Origin of the sequence: Mycolicibacter hiberniae, assembly GCF_010729485.1 — a bacterium.
Lineage (GTDB): Bacteria > Actinomycetota > Actinomycetes > Mycobacteriales > Mycobacteriaceae > Mycobacterium > Mycobacterium hiberniae.
In genome coordinates, this window is record NZ_AP022609.1 from 735,491 (window position 1) to 750,812 (window position 15,322).

The following is a 15,322-nucleotide window of genomic DNA, read 5'->3' on the forward strand; positions in this document are numbered from 1 at the left end:
TAGCAGCCCAGCGGCGATCGGATCAGCGGCGGGGGGCCCCGGTGTCCAGGCCCAGCGACATTCCGACCAGCCCGCGCCGGCGCGTGGCCAGCTGATCGGCGATCCGGCGCAGCTCCCGGCCCGCCGGCGAGTCCGGCGACAGCACCACCGGGGAGCCGGAGTCGCCGCCGGTCACCATCTCGGTGTCGATCGGCACCTGGCCCAGCAGGGGAACCTCGCGGCCCATGGCCCGGGTCAGCCGCTCGGCGACCCGCTCGCCGCCGCCCTCGCCGAACAGGTGCATGGTGGACCCGTCCGGCATGGCCAGCCCGGCCATGTTCTCCACCACCCCGACCACTTGCTGGCGGGTCTGCAGGGCGATCGCCCCGGCCCGCTCGGCGACCTCCGCGGCCGCCTGCTGCGGGGTGGTCACCACCAGGATCTCGGCGGAGGGCACCAGCTGCGCCACCGAGATCGCGATGTCGCCGGTGCCCGGCGGCAGATCCAGCAGCAGCACGTCCAGGTCGCCCCAGTAGACGTCGGCGAGGAACTGCTGCAGGGCCCGGTGCAGCATCGGGCCACGCCACACCACCGGCGTGTTGCCCTGGGTGAACATCGCGATCGAGATCACCTTCACGCCGTAGCCGATCGGCGGCATGATCATCGAGTCGACCTGCGTCGGCAGGGCGGTGACGCCCATCATCCGGGGCACCGAGTGGCCGTAGATGTCGGCGTCGACCACCCCGACCGCCAGACCGCGTTCGGCCAGCGCAACCGCGAGGTTGACGGTGACACTGGACTTGCCCACCCCGCCCTTCCCCGAGGCGATCGCGTAGACCTTGGTCAGCGAACCCGGTTGGGCGAAGGGAATGACCGGCTCGCGGGCGTCGCCGCGCAACTGCTTGCGCAACTCGGCGCGCTGCTCGTCGCTGAAGACGTCCAGGCTGACCGTCACCGGGCCGGTGCCGGGCACGTCGTTGACCGCCGCGGTCACCATGTTGGTGATCTCGGACTTCATCGGACAGCCGGCGATGGTCAGGTAGATCGTGACGTGGACGCTGTGGTCTGCCGCGATCTCGATGCTCTTGACCATGCCCAGATCGGTGATCGGACGCCGGATGTCGGGGTCGAGCACGGTGCCCAACGCTGCGTAGATCGCGTCGTGCAGGGCTGCGGTGTCATCCTGGTTCTCGGGCATCGCAACCGAGTCTAAGGCAGTGCGGCGAGGTGCCGGCCTGCGCTGTCGGTCAGGCCGGCGGCAATGCCTGGGGCCCGCCCGGCGGGATGCCGGGGAACACCGGAGCCGGCTGTGCCGGGGCCGGCTGATCCGGGGAATCCGGCGGCAGCGGTGCGACCGCATAGGGCGGCATCGGCGCGGGCGCGGCCGGTGGGGCTTCCGGGGGCGCGAACGGGAACGGGGGCAGCCCGTTGGGCGGGGCCGGCGCGGCCGCCGGGGCCGGGGCTGCTTGCGGCTCCAGACAGATCATCCGGCAGGCCGCCGAGGGACGCGGCAGCTGCTGCTCGGGGGAGGTCATCCACGGCTGGAGCCAGGGCAGGTTGGCCAGCTGCGTCTCCATGCTCGGCTGACCCAGGTCGATCAGCGCGGAGCCCGCGGTGCGGTCGACGTGCGACATGCCGTGCAAGGCCAGCGATTCCGGCCCGAGTCCCTCGGGGTGTTCCAGGTGCTCGAGGTGCAGGTCGGCGATCGGCGGGGCCGGGCCGACGATCGGCGGCAGGTCGACCGGGGCCACCCCGGTGGCGTAGGCCGCCGCCCAGCCCATCACGTTCTCCGCGTAGGCCATCGAATTGTTGTAGCGCAGGATGGCGGTCAGAACCTGCGACTGCTCGCGCAGGTTCAGCCCACCACTGCACAGATACCGGGCTGCCGCCAGCGTCGCGTCATAGACGTTCTGGGGGTCCGCACGTCCGTCGCCGTCGCCGTCGGCGGCATAGCGCGACCAGGTGCCGGGCAGGAACTGCATCGGTCCCAGGGCGCGGGCATAGACCACCCGGCCGGGCGCGCTGCTGGCCACGATGATTTCGTTGCCGGGCAGGGTGCCGTCCAGCGCAGGCCCGTAGATCGGCTGCAGCACATTGCCCCGGGCATCGGTGGCCCCGCCGTTGGCGTGGCCGGACTCGATGCGCCCGATCCCGGCGAGCAGGTTCCAGCTGACCCCGCACTCGGGTGCGGCGACCGACATCTGGTGCTCGGCGTTGCGGTAGGCGGCCAAGGCGGTCTGGGGGATCCCGAGGGTGCCCGGTGCGTAGACGACGGCCGCCGGCGGCGCCGACGGGGCTCCGGCGGCCACGCGCAGGGCGGCCGGCGGGCGGTGCACCGCGACGACGGCGGGCCCCGACGAGCGCCCGGCCGACGAGGTGTTCACCGACGCTGCCAGTGGGGTAACCGCGGTGTTGCGCAGCGGTAGCGAGGTCGAGGGGGAGCGGGGTGTGGCGCCCACGGCGCCGGCGAACACCAGCGGGGTGATGAACATCAGGCCGAACGCCGGCCGCAGGGCCGCACGCGCGGCTCGGCGCACTTTGGCGCCACGGGACACGCGTTCCCCTGCGCCGCCCCCTTTTAGCACTCGACCGTCCCTAAATTCGCTGTGGTGATACCGCTCGCGCTTCGTGAACTAGGTCACCATACCCAACGTCGGTCCTGCTGGTGACCGTTATATGGTCCGCGTCCCCAGGCGGACCATCCCGGGCACCGGCTACGGCGCGCCTGGGTCGGGCGCCGGCCGCAGCGCTTCGAGCAGTTCCCGGAGCCGCTCGAGTTCGTGGTGCAGGTAGTCGCGGGTGGCCACCTCGCCGACCGCCAACCGCAGCGACGCCAGTTCCCGGGCCAGGTACTCGGTGTCGGCTTTGGTCTGGGCGGCGCGCCGGCGGTCCTCGTCCAGGCTGACCCGGTCGCGGTTCTCCTGCCGGTTCTGGGCCAGCAGGATCAGCGGCGCGGCGTAGGCGGCCTGCGTGGAAAATGCCAGGTTGAGCAGGATGAACGGGTAGGGGTCCCACTCCAGGCGGACCGCGTAGACGTTCAGCAGGATCCAGGCCACCACGATCAGGGTCTGGATGGCCAGGTAGCGCCCGGTGCCGAAGAACCGCGCCACCGACTCGGTGAAGCGGCCCAGCGCGTCGGGATCGAGCTGGAAGCTGGGCAGCCGTGAGGTGCGGGGAGTGGAGAGACGCTGCGATGACGAGCGGTCGGTCACGACGGCCTCCCGGCGAGTTTCGGTCCCAGATCCGGCTCGGGCGTTTCGCGCCAATCGGCGGGCAGCAGGTGATCGAGCACGTCGTCGACCGTCACCGCGCCCAGCAGGTGGTTCTGTTCGTCGAGCACCGGTCCGCAGACCAGGTTGTAAGCCGCGAAGTAGCGGGTCAGCTCGGCCAGCGAGACCTCGGGGTTCAAGGCCGGCAGATCAGAGTCGACGAATCCGCCGATGAGTTCTGCGGGGGGAACCCGCAGCAGTCGCTGCAGCGGGACAGAGCCCAGGTAGCGGCCGGTCGGGGTGGCGGTGGGAGCTCGCGTCACGAACACCAGCGACGACAGCGCCGGGGTCAGGTCGGGATCGCGCACCCGGGCCAGCGCCTCGGCGACCGAGGTGTCAGGGGTGAGCACCACGGGGTTGGAGGTCATCAGGCCGCCCGCGGTGTCGGGGGAGTGCTCCAGCAGGCGGCGCACCGGATTGGAGTCATCGGGGTCCATCCGCGCCAGCAGTGTCTCGGCCTCGGTCGGGTTCATCACGCCGAGCAGGTCCGCGGCGTCGTCGGGGTCCATCTCCTCGAGGACGTCGGCGGCCCGATCGGTGCCCAGCTGGGCGAGCACCACGGCCTGCCGTTCTTCGGGCAGCTCCTGCAGGATGTCGGCCAGGCGTGCGTTGTCCAGGGCGTTGAAGACTTCGTAGCGGCGTTTGGGCGGCAGCTCGCGGATGGCGTCGGCGACTTCGATCGGCCGCCAGCCCTCGAACTGCGCCAGCAGCTGCGCCACTTCCTGCCCGGGCATCGCCAGCGCAGACGGGGTCAGGCCCTGCACGTTGTGCCAGTCCACGATGTGCACCGCGGCGCGCCGGCCCAGCCGCCGGGAGTGTCGCACCGCCACCCGCGTCACCAGCCAGTCCCGCGTGCGGCTCTGCTCGATGGCCAAGTCGGCGATCGTGACATCGACGCCGGCCAGTTCCGGCAGCTCGGGGTCGTTGACCCGGACCTTGGTGTCGAGCACCTGACCGAGCACCAGTGCCTCGCCGGGGCGCTGGTTGAACTTGCGCAGCGACACGGTTCCGGTGTTGAGGGTGACGGCGTTGGGTTCGATCGAGGCGACCCGCAGAATCGGTACGAATATCCTTCTGCGGGTAGGTAGTTCGACAACAAGTCCCAGGACACGGGGCTGCTGGCGAACGATGCTGAGACTGACCACCACGTCGCGGACCTTCCCGACGGATTCGCCGAACGGGCCCAGTACCAGCATCCGCGCGAGCCGCGCTGCATAAACCCTGTTGCTCGACGCCATGATTGAAAGGGTAGGAGTATTTAGGTGACCAACGCGTATCGCCCCCGCCGTACCTGCCTGTCCGTACCGGGCAGCAGCCAGAAGATGATCGACAAAGCCAAGGGCCTGCCCGCCGACCAGGTCTTTCTCGATCTGGAGGACGCGGTCGCCCCAGCGGCCAAAGACCAGGCCCGGACCCTGGTGGCCGAAGCGCTGACCGAGACCGACTGGACGGCTCCGTTGCTGGGCGTTCGGGTCAACGACTGGACCACACCGTGGACCCATGCCGACCTGATCGAGGTGGTCTCGGCGGTCGGTGCCGCCGGTACCCGGCTGGATGTCGTCGTACTGCCCAAGGTGTCCGATGCCTCGCACGTGCAGGCGCTGGATCTGCTGCTCACCCAGCTGGAGACCGTCCACGGTCTGCCGGTCGGCCAGATCGGCATCGACGCCCAGATCGAGGACGCCCGCGGCCTGACCAACATCAACGCGATTGCCGCAGCGCCCCGGGTGCAGGCATTGGTGCTCGGACCGGCCGACCTGATGGCCAGCCTCAACACCCGGACCCTGGAGGTCGGCGAGCAGCCCGAGGGCTACACCGAGGGCGACGCCTACCACCATGTGCTGATGACGATCCTGGTGGCGGCGCGCGCGCACGGGATCGCCGCCGTCGACGGGCCGTACCTGAAAGTCCGTGACGTCGAGGCATTCCGGCGGGTGGCGGGCCGCTCGGCCGCCCTCGGTTTCGACGGCAAATGGGTGCTGCATCCCGACCAGATCGCAGCGGGCAACGAGATCTTCAGTCCGCGTCAGGCCGAGTACGACCACGCCGAGCTGATTCTGGAGGCCTACGCGTGGCACACCTCGCACGCCGGCGGAGCCCGCGGTGCGGTGATGCTCGGTGACGAGATGCTCGACGAGGCCAGCCGCAAAATGGCGTTGGTGGTGGCGGGCAAGGGCCGCGCCGCCGGGATGCGCCGCGAGGCGCCGCCGTTCACGCCGCCGTCGGCCTAGCGGCGATCGCGAGCGCGGCGCAGCCGGGCGCGGCGGGTCGCCGCCGTCGGCCTAGCGGCGATCGCGGCTAGTTCAGGGCGATCATCGCCAGGACGAACGAGAGCATCATCGCCACGCCGGCGATCGAGGTGCCGGCCACCGCCAGGCCGTGCCCAGCCTCACCGGTCGACCTGATCTGGTTCAGCGCGACAACTCCCACGATGACCCCGGCCAGAGCCAGCGGCCAGAACACCAGTCCGAGCAGGGCCAGCACCAGGGAGGTGACGGCCAGGACGTTGGTCTTCTGCGCCTGGCCCGGAAGGGGGTAGCCGCCGGGATACGGCGCGCCATAACCCGCCGGCGGGTAACCCGGGGCGTAGCCCGGCGGCGGGTAACCCGGGGCGTAGCCCGGAGGCGGGTACTCGCCCGGCGCGGGCGGTGGGGGAGGCAGATAACCGCCGGGCGGCAGGTAGTTGCCGGGCGGCGGCGCAGCCGGATAGCCGCTGGTAGGCGGGGGTGGCGGGAAGCCGCCGCCGGCCGGGGGTGGCGGGAATCCGGGCGCGGGGTACGCCGGCCCGGGGGGATAGCCCTCGAAGCCCGACGGGTAAGCCCAGCCGCCCTGATCGGGCCCGACAGCACCCGGGTTGGCCCAGGGCTGGTCAGGATTGCCTCGTGGATTCTGTTCAGAATCCCCGCCGGGAGCTGTCATGCTGTTCAACCTAGCCGATGCGCCGCGACCGGCTTGTCGTCCGACAGCCGCTTCTCGGGGCGAGGAGAGAGAATTCCCATGACCAGCCCCTTCCAGCCTGGACAGCGTCCCGATCCGCTCGGCGCGGCCGGAGCGCCCGCTCGTCGTGATCCGGCCCGGCTGCCGACGCCGCCGAAAGGCTGGCCGATCGGGTCGTACCCGACCTACGCCGAGGCGCAGCGAGCGGTGGACTATTTGTCCGATCAGGAGTTCCCCGTCCACCAGGTGACCATTGTCGGCGTCGACCTCATGCAGGTCGAGCGGGTCACCGGCCGGCTCACCTGGCCCAAGGTGCTCGGCGGCGGGGTGTTGAGCGGCGCCTGGCTGGGTCTGTTCATCGGCCTGGTGCTGGGAATCTTCAGCGCCAACCCGACCCAGGCGCTGGTGACGGGTCTGATCGCCGGGGTGTTCTTCGGCCTCATCACCTCGTCGGTGCCCTACGCGATGGCCCGGGGTACAAGGGACTTCAGCTCCACCATGCAGCTGGTCGCGGGACGCTATGACGTGCTGTGCGACCCGCAGAGCGCCGAGCAGGGCCGGGATCTGCTGGCGAAGCTGACGCTGTAGCGGCTGCGGTGTTTGCGTAGCGCCCGCGGACGGCCTTACCGTCGTGACACGGAACGGCAACGGGAGGCGGGTGGCGTGGGGAGTCGGCGCGGTCGCGTGGGCCGGCTGGGCGCGGCCGGGTTGATCGCGCTGACCGTGGCGTCGGCGGGATCGTCCTGTGGATCGCCGGACTCGTCCGCCGGTGTCCCGGTGATCAGCGTCTACACCCCGGCCAACGACACCGCGACCTTCCGCGTCATCGCGGCGCGCTGCACCGAACAGGCCGGTGGCCGGTATCGGGTGCAGCAGTTCAGTCTGCCGCGAGCCGCCGACGACCAGCGCCTGCAACTGGCCCGGCGGCTCACCGGCAACGACCGCACCCTGGACGTGATGGGCCTCGATGTGGTGTGGACTGCCGAATTCGCCGAGGCCGGCTGGGCGTTGCCGCTGTCGGACGACCCGGCCGGCAAAGCCGAAGCCGACGCCGTCGAGGACACCCTGCCGGGTCCGCTCGCGAGCGCCCGGTGGCATGAGCGGCTCTACGCCGCGCCCATCGTCACCAACACCCAGTTGCTCTGGTACCGGCCGGATCTGATGGCGTCGGCCCCGGCCACCTGGGACCAGATGGTGGCCGAGGCGACGCGCTTGCACGCCGCGGGCGGGCCCAGTTGGATCGCGGTGCAGGCCAAGCAGTACGAGGGTCTGGTGGTGTGGTTCAACACCCTGCTGCAAAGCGCCGGCGGCCGGGTCCTCAGCGATGACGGCAAGACCGTCACCCTCGTCGACACCGAGGAACACCGGGACGCCACCGTGGCCGCGCTGCGGGTCATGAAGGCGGTGGCGACCGCGCCCGGGGCCGACCCGTCGATCACCCAGACCGATGAGGCCACCGCCCGGCTGGCGTTCGAGCAGGGCCGGGCGGCGCTGGAAGTCAACTGGCCGTTCGTGCTGCCGTCAATGCTGGAGAACGCGGTCAAAGGCGGGGTGGGTTTCCTGCCGTTGCAGGGGCGCCCGGAGCTGGCCGGCAGCGTCGAGGGCGGAGCGTTCAAACCCACCGAGGAGCAGTATCGTCTCGCCTACGACGCCAGTCGTTCGGTGCTGGGCTTCGCGCCGTATCCGGCTGTGCGGGAAGGCCACCCGGCCAAGGTGACGCTCGGCGGGCTGAACCTGGCGGTGGCCCGGACCACCCGGCATCGCGCCGAGGCCTTCGAAGCGGTGCGCTGCCTGCGCAGTCCCGCCAACCAGAAGTATGTCGCGATCGAGGGCGGCCTGCCGGCGGTGCGCGCCTCGGTGTACGACGACCCGCAGTTCCAGCAGAAATATCCGCAGCACAACGTGATCCGCCAGCAGCTCACCGACGCCGCGGTGCGCCCGGCGACCCCGGTGTATCAGGCGGTGTCGACCCGGATATCGGCGACGCTGGCGCCGATCAGCGTCATCGACCCCGAGCGGACCGCCGACGAGTTGGCCGTGCAGGTGCAAAAGGCCATCGACGGCAAGGGGCTGATCCCGTGACGCGGGTCGACGACGTCCGTTCGCAGCGCCGGCTGGCGGTGTTGCTGGTCGCCCCGGCGGTGATCCTGATGCTGGCGGTGACGGCGTACCCGATCGGCTACGCGATCTGGTTGAGCCTGCTGCGCTACAACCTGGCCACCCCGGGGGACACCGCCTTCGTCGGCCTGGCCAACTACCAGACCACCTTGGCCGACTCCTACTGGTGGACTGCGTTCGCGGTGACGCTGGGGATCACCGTGGTCTCGGTGGCGTTCGAATTCGTGTTCGGCCTGGCGCTGGCGCTGGTGATGCACCGCGGTCTGTTCGCCAAGGGAATGGTGCGCACCGCGGTGCTGGTGCCCTACGGCATCGTCACGGTCGCCGCCGCCTACAGCTGGTATTACGCCTGGACGCCGGGGACGGGGTATCTGGCCGACCTGCTGCCCACCGGCAGCGCGCCGTTGACCCAGCAGTTGCCCTCGCTGGGCATCGTGGTGCTGGCCGAGGTGTGGAAGACGACGCCGTTCATGGCTTTGCTGCTGCTGGCCGGACTGGCGCTGGTACCCGAGGACCTGCTCAAGGCGGCGCAGATGGACGGAGCCGGTCCCTGGCGGCGCTTGGTCGCGGTCATGTTGCCGATCATGAAACCGGCGATCTTGGTGGCGGTGCTGTTCCGCACCCTGGACTCGTTTCGGATCTTCGACAACATCTACGTGCTGACCAACGGCTCCAACAACACCGGCTCGGTGTCGATCCTGGGCTACGACAACCTGTTCAAAGGATTCAACGTGGGCTTGGGTTCGGCGATCTCGGTGTTGATCTTCATCTGCGTGGCGCTGATCGCGTTCGTGTTCATCAAACTGTTCGGTGCCGCGGCGCCGGGGTCGGACCAGCGATGATCGGTCTGCGCCGCCGAACCGCATGGGTCATCATCGACCTGGCTGTGCTGGTCTACGCACTGGTCCCGGTGTTGTGGATTCTGTCGCTGTCGCTCAAGCCGACCTCAACGGTCAAGGACGGCAGGTTCATTCCCTCGTCGGTGACGCTGGACAACTACCGCGGCATCTTTGCCGGTGACGTCTTCGGTTCAGCGCTGATCAACTCGGTGGGCATCGGCCTGATCACCACGGTGATCGCGGTGGTAATCGGGGCGATGGCCGCCTACGCGGTGGCTCGCCTGGACTTCCCCGGTAAGCGGTTGCTGGTGGGGGCAGCCCTGCTGATCGCGATGTTTCCCCAGATTTCCCTGGTGACACCGATTTTCAACATCGAACGCGCCACCGGGCTGTTCGACACCTGGCTGGGCCTGATCATCCCCTACATCACGTTTGCGCTACCGCTGGCGATCTACACGCTGTCGGCGTTCTTCGCCGAGATCCCGTGGGATCTGGAGAAGGCCGCCAAGATGGACGGCGCCACACCGGGGCAGGCGTTCCGCAAGGTGATCGCGCCGCTGGCGGCGCCGGGCATCGTCACCGCTGCCATTCTGGTGTTCATCTTCGCGTGGAACGATCTGCTGCTGGCGTTGTCGCTGACGGCCACGAAAGCCTCGGTCACCGCGCCCGTGGCCATCGCCAATTTCACCGGCAGTTCGCAATTCGAGGAGCCCACCGGATCGATCGCGGCGGGAGCGATGGTGATCACCGTGCCGATCATCGTCTTTGTTCTAATCTTCCAACGACGGATCGTGGCGGGACTGACCTCCGGCGCGGTGAAGGGATAGGCCGATGGCAGAGATCGAACTCCTCCACGTCACCAAGAGCTACCCCGACGGTGCGGTGGCGGTCAACGACCTGTCGCTGAGCATCGCCGACGGCGAGTTCATCATTCTGGTGGGGCCTTCGGGCTGCGGAAAGTCAACCACCCTGAACATGATCGCCGGCCTGGAACAGATCACCTCGGGGGAGCTGCGCATCGGGGGCGAGCGGGTCAACGAGCGTGCCCCCAAGGACCGCGACATCGCCATGGTGTTCCAGTCCTACGCGCTCTACCCGCACATGACGGTGCGGGGCAACCTCGCCTTCCCGCTGACCCTGGCCAAGATGAAGAAGTCGCAGATCGCCGAGAAGGTCGCCGACGTCGCCAAGATCCTCGACCTGACCGACCTGTTGGATCGCAAGCCGTCGCAGCTGTCCGGCGGCCAGCGTCAGCGGGTTGCCATGGGCCGGGCGATCGTGCGGCACCCCAAGGCATTTCTGATGGACGAGCCGCTGTCGAACCTCGACGCGAAGCTGCGCGTGCAGATGCGCAGTGAGATCGCCCGGCTGCAGCGCAGGCTGGGCACCACCACCGTCTACGTCACGCACGACCAGACCGAGGCGATGACGCTCGGGGACCGGGTGGTGGTCATGCAGGGCGGCGTCGCCCAGCAGGTCGGCACACCCGACGAGCTCTACGAGCGGCCCGTCAACCTGTTCGTCGCCGGTTTCGTCGGCTCGCCGGCGATGAACTTCTTTCCCGGCACCCTGACCGCGACCGGCGCACGCCTGCCGTTCGGTGAAGTCCCGCTCGATGCGGCGACTCGTCAGCTGATCGCTGCGCATCCCGCACCGCAGGGCGGGGAGGTCGTCATCGGGGTGCGCCCCGAGCATCTGGTGGATGCGGCGCTGCTCGACGACGCCGGCCGGCGCGCCGCGGTGACCTTCACGGCCCGCGTCGACCTGGTGGAATCGCTGGGTGCGGACAAGTACCTGTACTTCACGCCGAACGAATCCGCCGGAGCGCCGGCCGAAGGCAGCCTGGTGGCCCGGGTCCCCTCGGCGTCGAAGGCCGTCGGCGGGCAGCCGATCGAACTGGCACTGCTGGCGGACAAGGCGGTGGCGTTCGACGCCAAGACCGGGGTGAACCTCAGCGTCGCACCCGCCGGGCGGTGAACACCCGGTGACCCACAACCTGGATCGGGTGCGTCAGCACGTACAGCAGCACTTCGCCGTGGCCGGTGCCGGTGAGCCGGACGTCGCCCGGGTGACATTTCTGGGTGTCGAGCCCATCGAGGTGTTGCGGTTCGGGCCCGGACCCGACCGGATGGTGCATTACGTCTCGGCGGGTTGCTCGCGGCACCCCATGGGAGACCCCGGCCATATGCTTGCCGACCCGGTGCACGGTCCGCGGGCGGAAGTCGTTGTGCACCTGCGTGCTTCGGCGTCTGATACCGGCCTGGCCCGTAGCATCGCCGCCGTGGCCGCCGCGCCGGTGGTCGAAGGGGTGGTGCTGGCGCCCGACGCGCTGATCGACCTCGGGGGGCCGTTGTGGACCGGACCTGCGGGCCCGGCGCCGTTCACTGCGGTGTTGCTCGGCGACAGCGACATCGCCGAGTTGGCGCTGGAGCCCCCGCGGGAACCGGTGCGGTTTCTTACGGCCACCCCGATCACCGCGACGGAGGCCGCCTGGGTGCGGCTCAAGGGCGCCGAGGCGATGCGGGAGGCCTGGCGCGCGGACGGCGTGGACGTGTTCGACCCGGACCGTCGCGCTTCCCAGCCCCACTGACTCTTCTTGGCGAGCAGACACAGAATCGCCCTAAAACAGCCCAAAGAGGGCGATTCTGTGTCTGCTCGCGGGAAGGGCGGGGTAGGGCTGGCGGGGGTGGGGTGCGATGGCCTCAGAGCCAACCGTTGCGGCGGAACGCGCGGTAGAGCACCGCGGAGATCACACACATGCCGGCCACCACAATCGGGTAGCTGAACGCCCAGTGCAGGGCCGGCATGTAGTCGAAATTCATTCCGTAAATGCCGGCGATCATGGTCGGGACGGCGATGATGCCCGCCCACGCCGACATCTTGCGCATGTCGGTGTTCTGCTGCATGCCCACCCGCGCGAGCGCGGCCTGCACCAGCGAGCTGAGCAACTCGTTGTAGCCGGCGATCTGTTCGGCTGCGCGCGTCTGATGGTCGGCGACGTCGCGCAGATACCGCCGTACCTCCTTGGAGATCAGGTCCCGGCACTCGTTCTGCATCCGCTCAAACGGCCCGGACAGCGGCGCCACCGCCCGCCGCAGTTCGACCACTTCGCGTTTGATCTGGTAAATCGGTTCGACATCGGTACGGGTGCCGGGTGCGAACGCGGCCTCCTCGATCAGGTCGATGTCGCTCTCCATGCGGGCGGTCACCTCGACATAGCGGTCCACCACGTAGTCGGCGATGGCGTGCATCACCGCAAACGGCCCCAGTCGCATCTGCTCGGGATCGGCTTCCATCCGCCTGCGCACGTCGGTCAGGCTGCTGTGTTCGCCGTGCCGGACGGTGACCACAAAGTTTTTGCCGACAAACATCATGATCTCGCCCGTCTCGACGATCTCCCGGGGCACCACCGCCGATTCGTGCGCGACGTAGTTGACGGTCTTGAGCGCCAGGAACAGGCTGTCGTCGTAGCGCTCCAGCTTCGGCCGCTGGTGTGCCTGAACGGCGTCCTCGACCGACAGTGGGTGCAGTTCGAAGGTCGCGGCCACGCCCTGCATCTGGGCCTGGCCCGGCTCATGCAGACCGACCCACACGAACGCTTCGCGCCCGTCGGCCTCGATTTCGCGCACCTTGGCCCGAGCGCCCGCGGGGGTGAACCGGCCCGGGATTCGCTTGCCGTCGGCATAAACACCGCAGTCCACCAGCACTCGAGGTGTCGGGTCGTGCGACGCCGTCATGGTGGCTCTCCCTCCGGCGCAGGTGCCGGTCAAATGCTACGCGTCCGGCGTCGACCTGCGCGGTGAGCGGGGTTCATCGGCAGGGTCCCGGAGTTTCGGCGACGGCGCCGGTGCGCTAGTTTCGACCCGGACCAAAGCCCAGACCAGCCGAACGTTCGAGGAGCGCTTGACGTGAGCACAACCCCACTCAAGGTCGCCGTCACCGGCGCCGCCGGCCAGATCGGCTACAGCCTGCTTTTCCGCCTGGCCAGTGGCTCGCTGCTGGGCCCCGACCGGCCGATCGAACTGCGCCTGCTGGAGATCGAGCCGGCGCTCAAGGCGCTTGAGGGCGTCGTCATGGAGCTCGACGACTGTGCGTTCCCGTTGCTGTCGGGTGTGCAGATCGGCTCGGACGCGAACAAGATCTTCGACGGCGCCAATCTGGCGCTGCTGGTGGGCGCGCGCCCGCGTGGACCGGGCATGGAGCGCAGCGACCTGCTGGAGGCCAACGGCGCGATCTTCACCGCGCAGGGCAAGGCGCTCAACGCGGTTGCGGCTTCCGACATCCGGGTCGGGGTGACGGGCAACCCGGCCAACACCAACGCGCTGATCGCGATGACCAACGCGCCCGACATCCCCAAGGAGCGCTTCTCGGCGCTGACCCGTCTGGACCACAACCGGGCAATCTCGCAGTTGGCCGCCAAGACCGGGGCCAAGGTCACCGACGTCAAGAAGATGACGATCTGGGGTAACCACTCGGCGAGCCAGTACCCCGACATCTTCCACGCCGAGGTCGGCGGGCGTAATGCCGCCGAGGTCGTCGGCGACCAGGCCTGGATCGAGAACGACTTCATTCCCACCGTCGCCAAGCGCGGTGCGGCGATCATCGACGCGCGCGGTGCGTCGTCGGCCGCCTCGGCGGCATCGGCCACCGTCGACGCGGCCCGGGACTGGTTGCTGGGCAGCCCGGACGGTGACTGGGTGTCGATGGCGGTGGTCTCCGACGGCTCCTACGGTGTGCCCGAGGGCCTGATCTCCTCGTTCCCGGTCACCACCTCCGGCGGCGACTGGAGCATCGTGCAGGGCCTGGAGATCGACGACTTCTCCCGCAGCCGAATCGACGCCTCCACCGCTGAGCTCGCCGACGAGCGCGAAGCGGTCACCTCGCTGGGCCTGATCTGAGGCATTAGCTCGGTAGGCGGTGTTGGAACTGCGGTGCATCGGCCGCCGCGGCCGAGAGAAAGAACCCAAATGCAGCGCAGTACCCTGGCATATCGATGCCTGAGAACCTAGCGATGAATAGCTCGCCGATCGTGATCGGAGACGAAGAGATCTTCGAAGCCCACACGGGCGGGAAGATCTCCGTCGAACTCAAGGCGCCGCTGGACACCCAGCGTGCGCTGTCGATCGCCTACACCCCCGGTGTGGCGCAGGTCAGCCGGGCCATCGCCGCCGACCACACACTGGCGGCGCGGTACACCTGGGCGCACCGTCTGGTCGCGGTGGTCAGCGACGGCACCTCGGTGCTCGGGCTGGGGGACCTGGGTCCGTCGGCGGCGCTGCCGGTGATGGAGGGCAAGGCGGCGTTGTTCAAGACGTTCGCCGGCCTGGACTCCATCCCGATCGTGTTGGACACCAAGGACCCCGACGAGATCGTCGAAACCCTGGTGCGGCTGCGTCCGTCGTTCGGGGCGGTCAATCTGGAGGACATCTCCGCTCCGCGCTGTTTCGAGATCGAACGCCGGGTGATCGAGGCGCTGGACTGCCCGGTGATGCACGACGACCAGCACGGCACCGCGATCGTGGCATTGGCGGCCCTGCTGGGGGCGGCCAAGGTGGTCGACCGCGAGATCGCGTCGCTGCGGGTGGTGGTCTCCGGTGCCGGTGCCGCGGGGGTGGCCTGCGCGAACATCCTGCTCTCCCGGGGCGTCACGGACATGATCGTGCTGGACTCGCAGGGCGTGCTGCATCCGGAGCGCTCGGGCATGAACGAGGTCAAGCTCGAGCTGGCGCAGCGGACCAACCCGCGGGGCGTCACCGGCGGTCTCGCTGAGGCGCTGGCCGGCGCCGACGTCTTCCTCGGCGCGTCCGGAGGCGTGGTGCCCGAGGAGCTGATCGCGTCGATGGCACCGGGCGGCGTGGTGTTCGCCCTGTCCAATCCTGACCCGGAGATCCACCCCGACCTGGCGGCCAAGTACGCGGCGGTGGTGGCGACCGGACGCAGCGACTTCCCCAACCAGATCAACAATGTGCTGGCCTTCCCCGGTGTGTTCCGTGGTGCGCTGGACGCCGGTGCGCGCCGGATCACCGAGGCGATGAAGTTGGCTGCCGCAGAAGCGATTTTCTCGGTTGTCGCCGACGAGCTGGCCCCGGACCGTATCGTGCCCAGCCCGCTGGATCCCCGGGTCGAACCGGCCGTTGCGGCCGCTGTCGCGGCGGCCGCCGACACCGCCTCCTAGAGTTC

Annotated in this window: 15 protein-coding genes; 9 read left to right on the forward strand and 6 right to left on the reverse strand. The window is 69.3% G+C overall.

Features of this window, described 5'->3' with window-relative positions:
* Nucleotides 1-22: 22 nt before the first annotated feature.
* The 4 genes from G6N14_RS03535 to G6N14_RS03550 all read right to left on the reverse strand — a co-directional run bounded on the left by G6N14_RS03535 (nucleotide 23) and on the right by G6N14_RS03550 (nucleotide 4,486).
* The gene (locus G6N14_RS03535; RefSeq protein WP_085137135.1) at nucleotides 23-1,177 is read right to left on the reverse strand and encodes an Mrp/NBP35 family ATP-binding protein; all 1,155 of its coding nucleotides are present in this window, start codon (nucleotides 1,175-1,177) and stop codon (nucleotides 23-25) included.
* Between the two features lie 49 nt (nucleotides 1,178-1,226).
* Entirely contained in the window at nucleotides 1,227-2,471 is a 1,245-nt protein-coding gene (locus G6N14_RS03540) for a lytic transglycosylase domain-containing protein (protein ID WP_085137175.1), read from the reverse strand.
* A 222-nt stretch (nucleotides 2,472-2,693) separates the two neighbouring features.
* Entirely contained in the window at nucleotides 2,694-3,191 is a 498-nt protein-coding gene (locus G6N14_RS03545) for a DUF1003 domain-containing protein (RefSeq protein ID WP_085137137.1), read from the reverse strand.
* Nucleotides 3,188-4,486 (reverse strand): magnesium transporter MgtE N-terminal domain-containing protein, encoded by a 1,299-nt coding sequence (locus tag G6N14_RS03550; RefSeq protein WP_085137139.1) that lies wholly within the window; start codon nucleotides 4,484-4,486, stop codon nucleotides 3,188-3,190. The genes G6N14_RS03545 and G6N14_RS03550 overlap by 4 nt, the downstream gene beginning before the upstream one ends.
* A gap of 24 nt (nucleotides 4,487-4,510) precedes the next feature.
* On the opposite strand from G6N14_RS03550, the gene G6N14_RS03555 reads away from it, so the two are divergent.
* Nucleotides 4,511-5,479, forward strand: coding sequence for an HpcH/HpaI aldolase/citrate lyase family protein (locus tag G6N14_RS03555; RefSeq protein WP_085137141.1), 969 nt, complete (start codon nucleotides 4,511-4,513; stop codon nucleotides 5,477-5,479).
* A 67-nt stretch (nucleotides 5,480-5,546) separates the two neighbouring features.
* Here G6N14_RS03555 and G6N14_RS20510 read toward each other — a convergent pair whose 3' ends face one another.
* Nucleotides 5,547-6,167: a DUF4190 domain-containing protein gene (locus tag G6N14_RS20510; protein WP_170307442.1), complete on the reverse strand. Its 621-nt coding sequence runs from the start codon at nucleotides 6,165-6,167 to the stop codon at nucleotides 5,547-5,549.
* Between the two features lie 78 nt (nucleotides 6,168-6,245).
* Between G6N14_RS20510 and G6N14_RS03570 the strand changes: the two genes are divergently transcribed.
* The 6 genes from G6N14_RS03570 (at nucleotide 6,246) to G6N14_RS03595 (ending at nucleotide 11,732) form a co-directional block, all read left to right on the forward strand.
* Nucleotides 6,246-6,773: a YflT domain-containing protein gene (locus G6N14_RS03570; RefSeq protein WP_046321733.1), complete on the forward strand. Its 528-nt coding sequence runs from the start codon at nucleotides 6,246-6,248 to the stop codon at nucleotides 6,771-6,773.
* Nucleotides 6,774-6,848: 75 nt separating this feature from the next.
* The gene (locus G6N14_RS03575; RefSeq protein ID WP_085134872.1) at nucleotides 6,849-8,267 is read left to right on the forward strand and encodes an ABC transporter substrate-binding protein; all 1,419 of its coding nucleotides are present in this window, start codon (nucleotides 6,849-6,851) and stop codon (nucleotides 8,265-8,267) included.
* Nucleotides 8,264-9,145 carry a carbohydrate ABC transporter permease gene (locus G6N14_RS03580; protein WP_085134871.1) on the forward strand — a complete coding sequence of 294 codons (882 nt, stop codon included), beginning with the start codon at nucleotides 8,264-8,266 and terminating at the stop codon, nucleotides 9,143-9,145. Before G6N14_RS03575 ends, G6N14_RS03580 begins: the two co-directional genes overlap by 4 nt.
* Nucleotides 9,145-9,969: a carbohydrate ABC transporter permease gene (locus tag G6N14_RS03585; RefSeq protein WP_179960865.1), complete on the forward strand. Its 825-nt coding sequence runs from the start codon at nucleotides 9,145-9,147 to the stop codon at nucleotides 9,967-9,969. The genes G6N14_RS03580 and G6N14_RS03585 overlap by 1 nt, the downstream gene beginning before the upstream one ends.
* A gap of 4 nt (nucleotides 9,970-9,973) precedes the next feature.
* Complete coding sequence (locus tag G6N14_RS03590; protein ID WP_085134869.1) at nucleotides 9,974-11,119, forward strand: ABC transporter ATP-binding protein; 1,146 nt, start codon at nucleotides 9,974-9,976, stop codon at nucleotides 11,117-11,119.
* A gap of 7 nt (nucleotides 11,120-11,126) precedes the next feature.
* Nucleotides 11,127-11,732 carry a suppressor of fused domain protein gene (locus G6N14_RS03595; RefSeq protein WP_085134868.1) on the forward strand — a complete coding sequence of 202 codons (606 nt, stop codon included), beginning with the start codon at nucleotides 11,127-11,129 and terminating at the stop codon, nucleotides 11,730-11,732.
* Nucleotides 11,733-11,844: 112 nt separating this feature from the next.
* Here G6N14_RS03595 and corA read toward each other — a convergent pair whose 3' ends face one another.
* On the reverse strand, nucleotides 11,845-12,879 hold the full coding sequence (gene corA, locus G6N14_RS03600) for a magnesium/cobalt transporter CorA (RefSeq protein ID WP_085134867.1): 1,035 nt from the start codon (nucleotides 12,877-12,879) through the stop codon (nucleotides 11,845-11,847).
* Between the two features lie 171 nt (nucleotides 12,880-13,050).
* Here corA and G6N14_RS03605 point away from each other — a divergent pair, with 171 nt between their 5' ends.
* Both G6N14_RS03605 and G6N14_RS03610 read left to right on the forward strand, forming a co-directional pair.
* Entirely contained in the window at nucleotides 13,051-14,040 is a 990-nt protein-coding gene (locus G6N14_RS03605; protein ID WP_085134866.1) for a malate dehydrogenase, read from the forward strand.
* A 95-nt stretch (nucleotides 14,041-14,135) separates the two neighbouring features.
* Nucleotides 14,136-15,317 carry an NAD(P)-dependent malic enzyme gene (locus G6N14_RS03610; protein WP_085134865.1) on the forward strand — a complete coding sequence of 394 codons (1,182 nt, stop codon included), beginning with the start codon at nucleotides 14,136-14,138 and terminating at the stop codon, nucleotides 15,315-15,317.
* Nucleotides 15,318-15,322: the final 5 nt, after the last annotated feature.

Bases quoted from the DNA above. Each gene is read 5' to 3' on its own strand.
- G6N14_RS03535 (WP_085137135.1), bottom strand. From the start codon at position 1,177: ATGCCCGAGAACCAGGATGACACCGCAGCCCTGCACGACGCGATCTAC.
- G6N14_RS03550 (WP_085137139.1), bottom strand. From the start codon at position 4,486: ATGGCGTCGAGCAACAGGGTTTATGCAGCGCGGCTCGCGCGGATGCTG.
- G6N14_RS03570 (WP_046321733.1), top strand. From the start codon at position 6,246: ATGACCAGCCCCTTCCAGCCTGGACAGCGTCCCGATCCGCTCGGCGCG.
- G6N14_RS03610 (WP_085134865.1), top strand. From the start codon at position 14,136: ATGCCTGAGAACCTAGCGATGAATAGCTCGCCGATCGTGATCGGAGAC.
- G6N14_RS20510 (WP_170307442.1), bottom strand. From the start codon at position 6,167: ATGACAGCTCCCGGCGGGGATTCTGAACAGAATCCACGAGGCAATCCT.
- G6N14_RS03540 (WP_085137175.1), bottom strand. From the start codon at position 2,471: ATGTTCATCACCCCGCTGGTGTTCGCCGGCGCCGTGGGCGCCACACCC.
- corA (WP_085134867.1), bottom strand. From the start codon at position 12,879: ATGACGGCGTCGCACGACCCGACACCTCGAGTGCTGGTGGACTGCGGT.
- G6N14_RS03590 (WP_085134869.1), top strand. From the start codon at position 9,974: ATGGCAGAGATCGAACTCCTCCACGTCACCAAGAGCTACCCCGACGGT.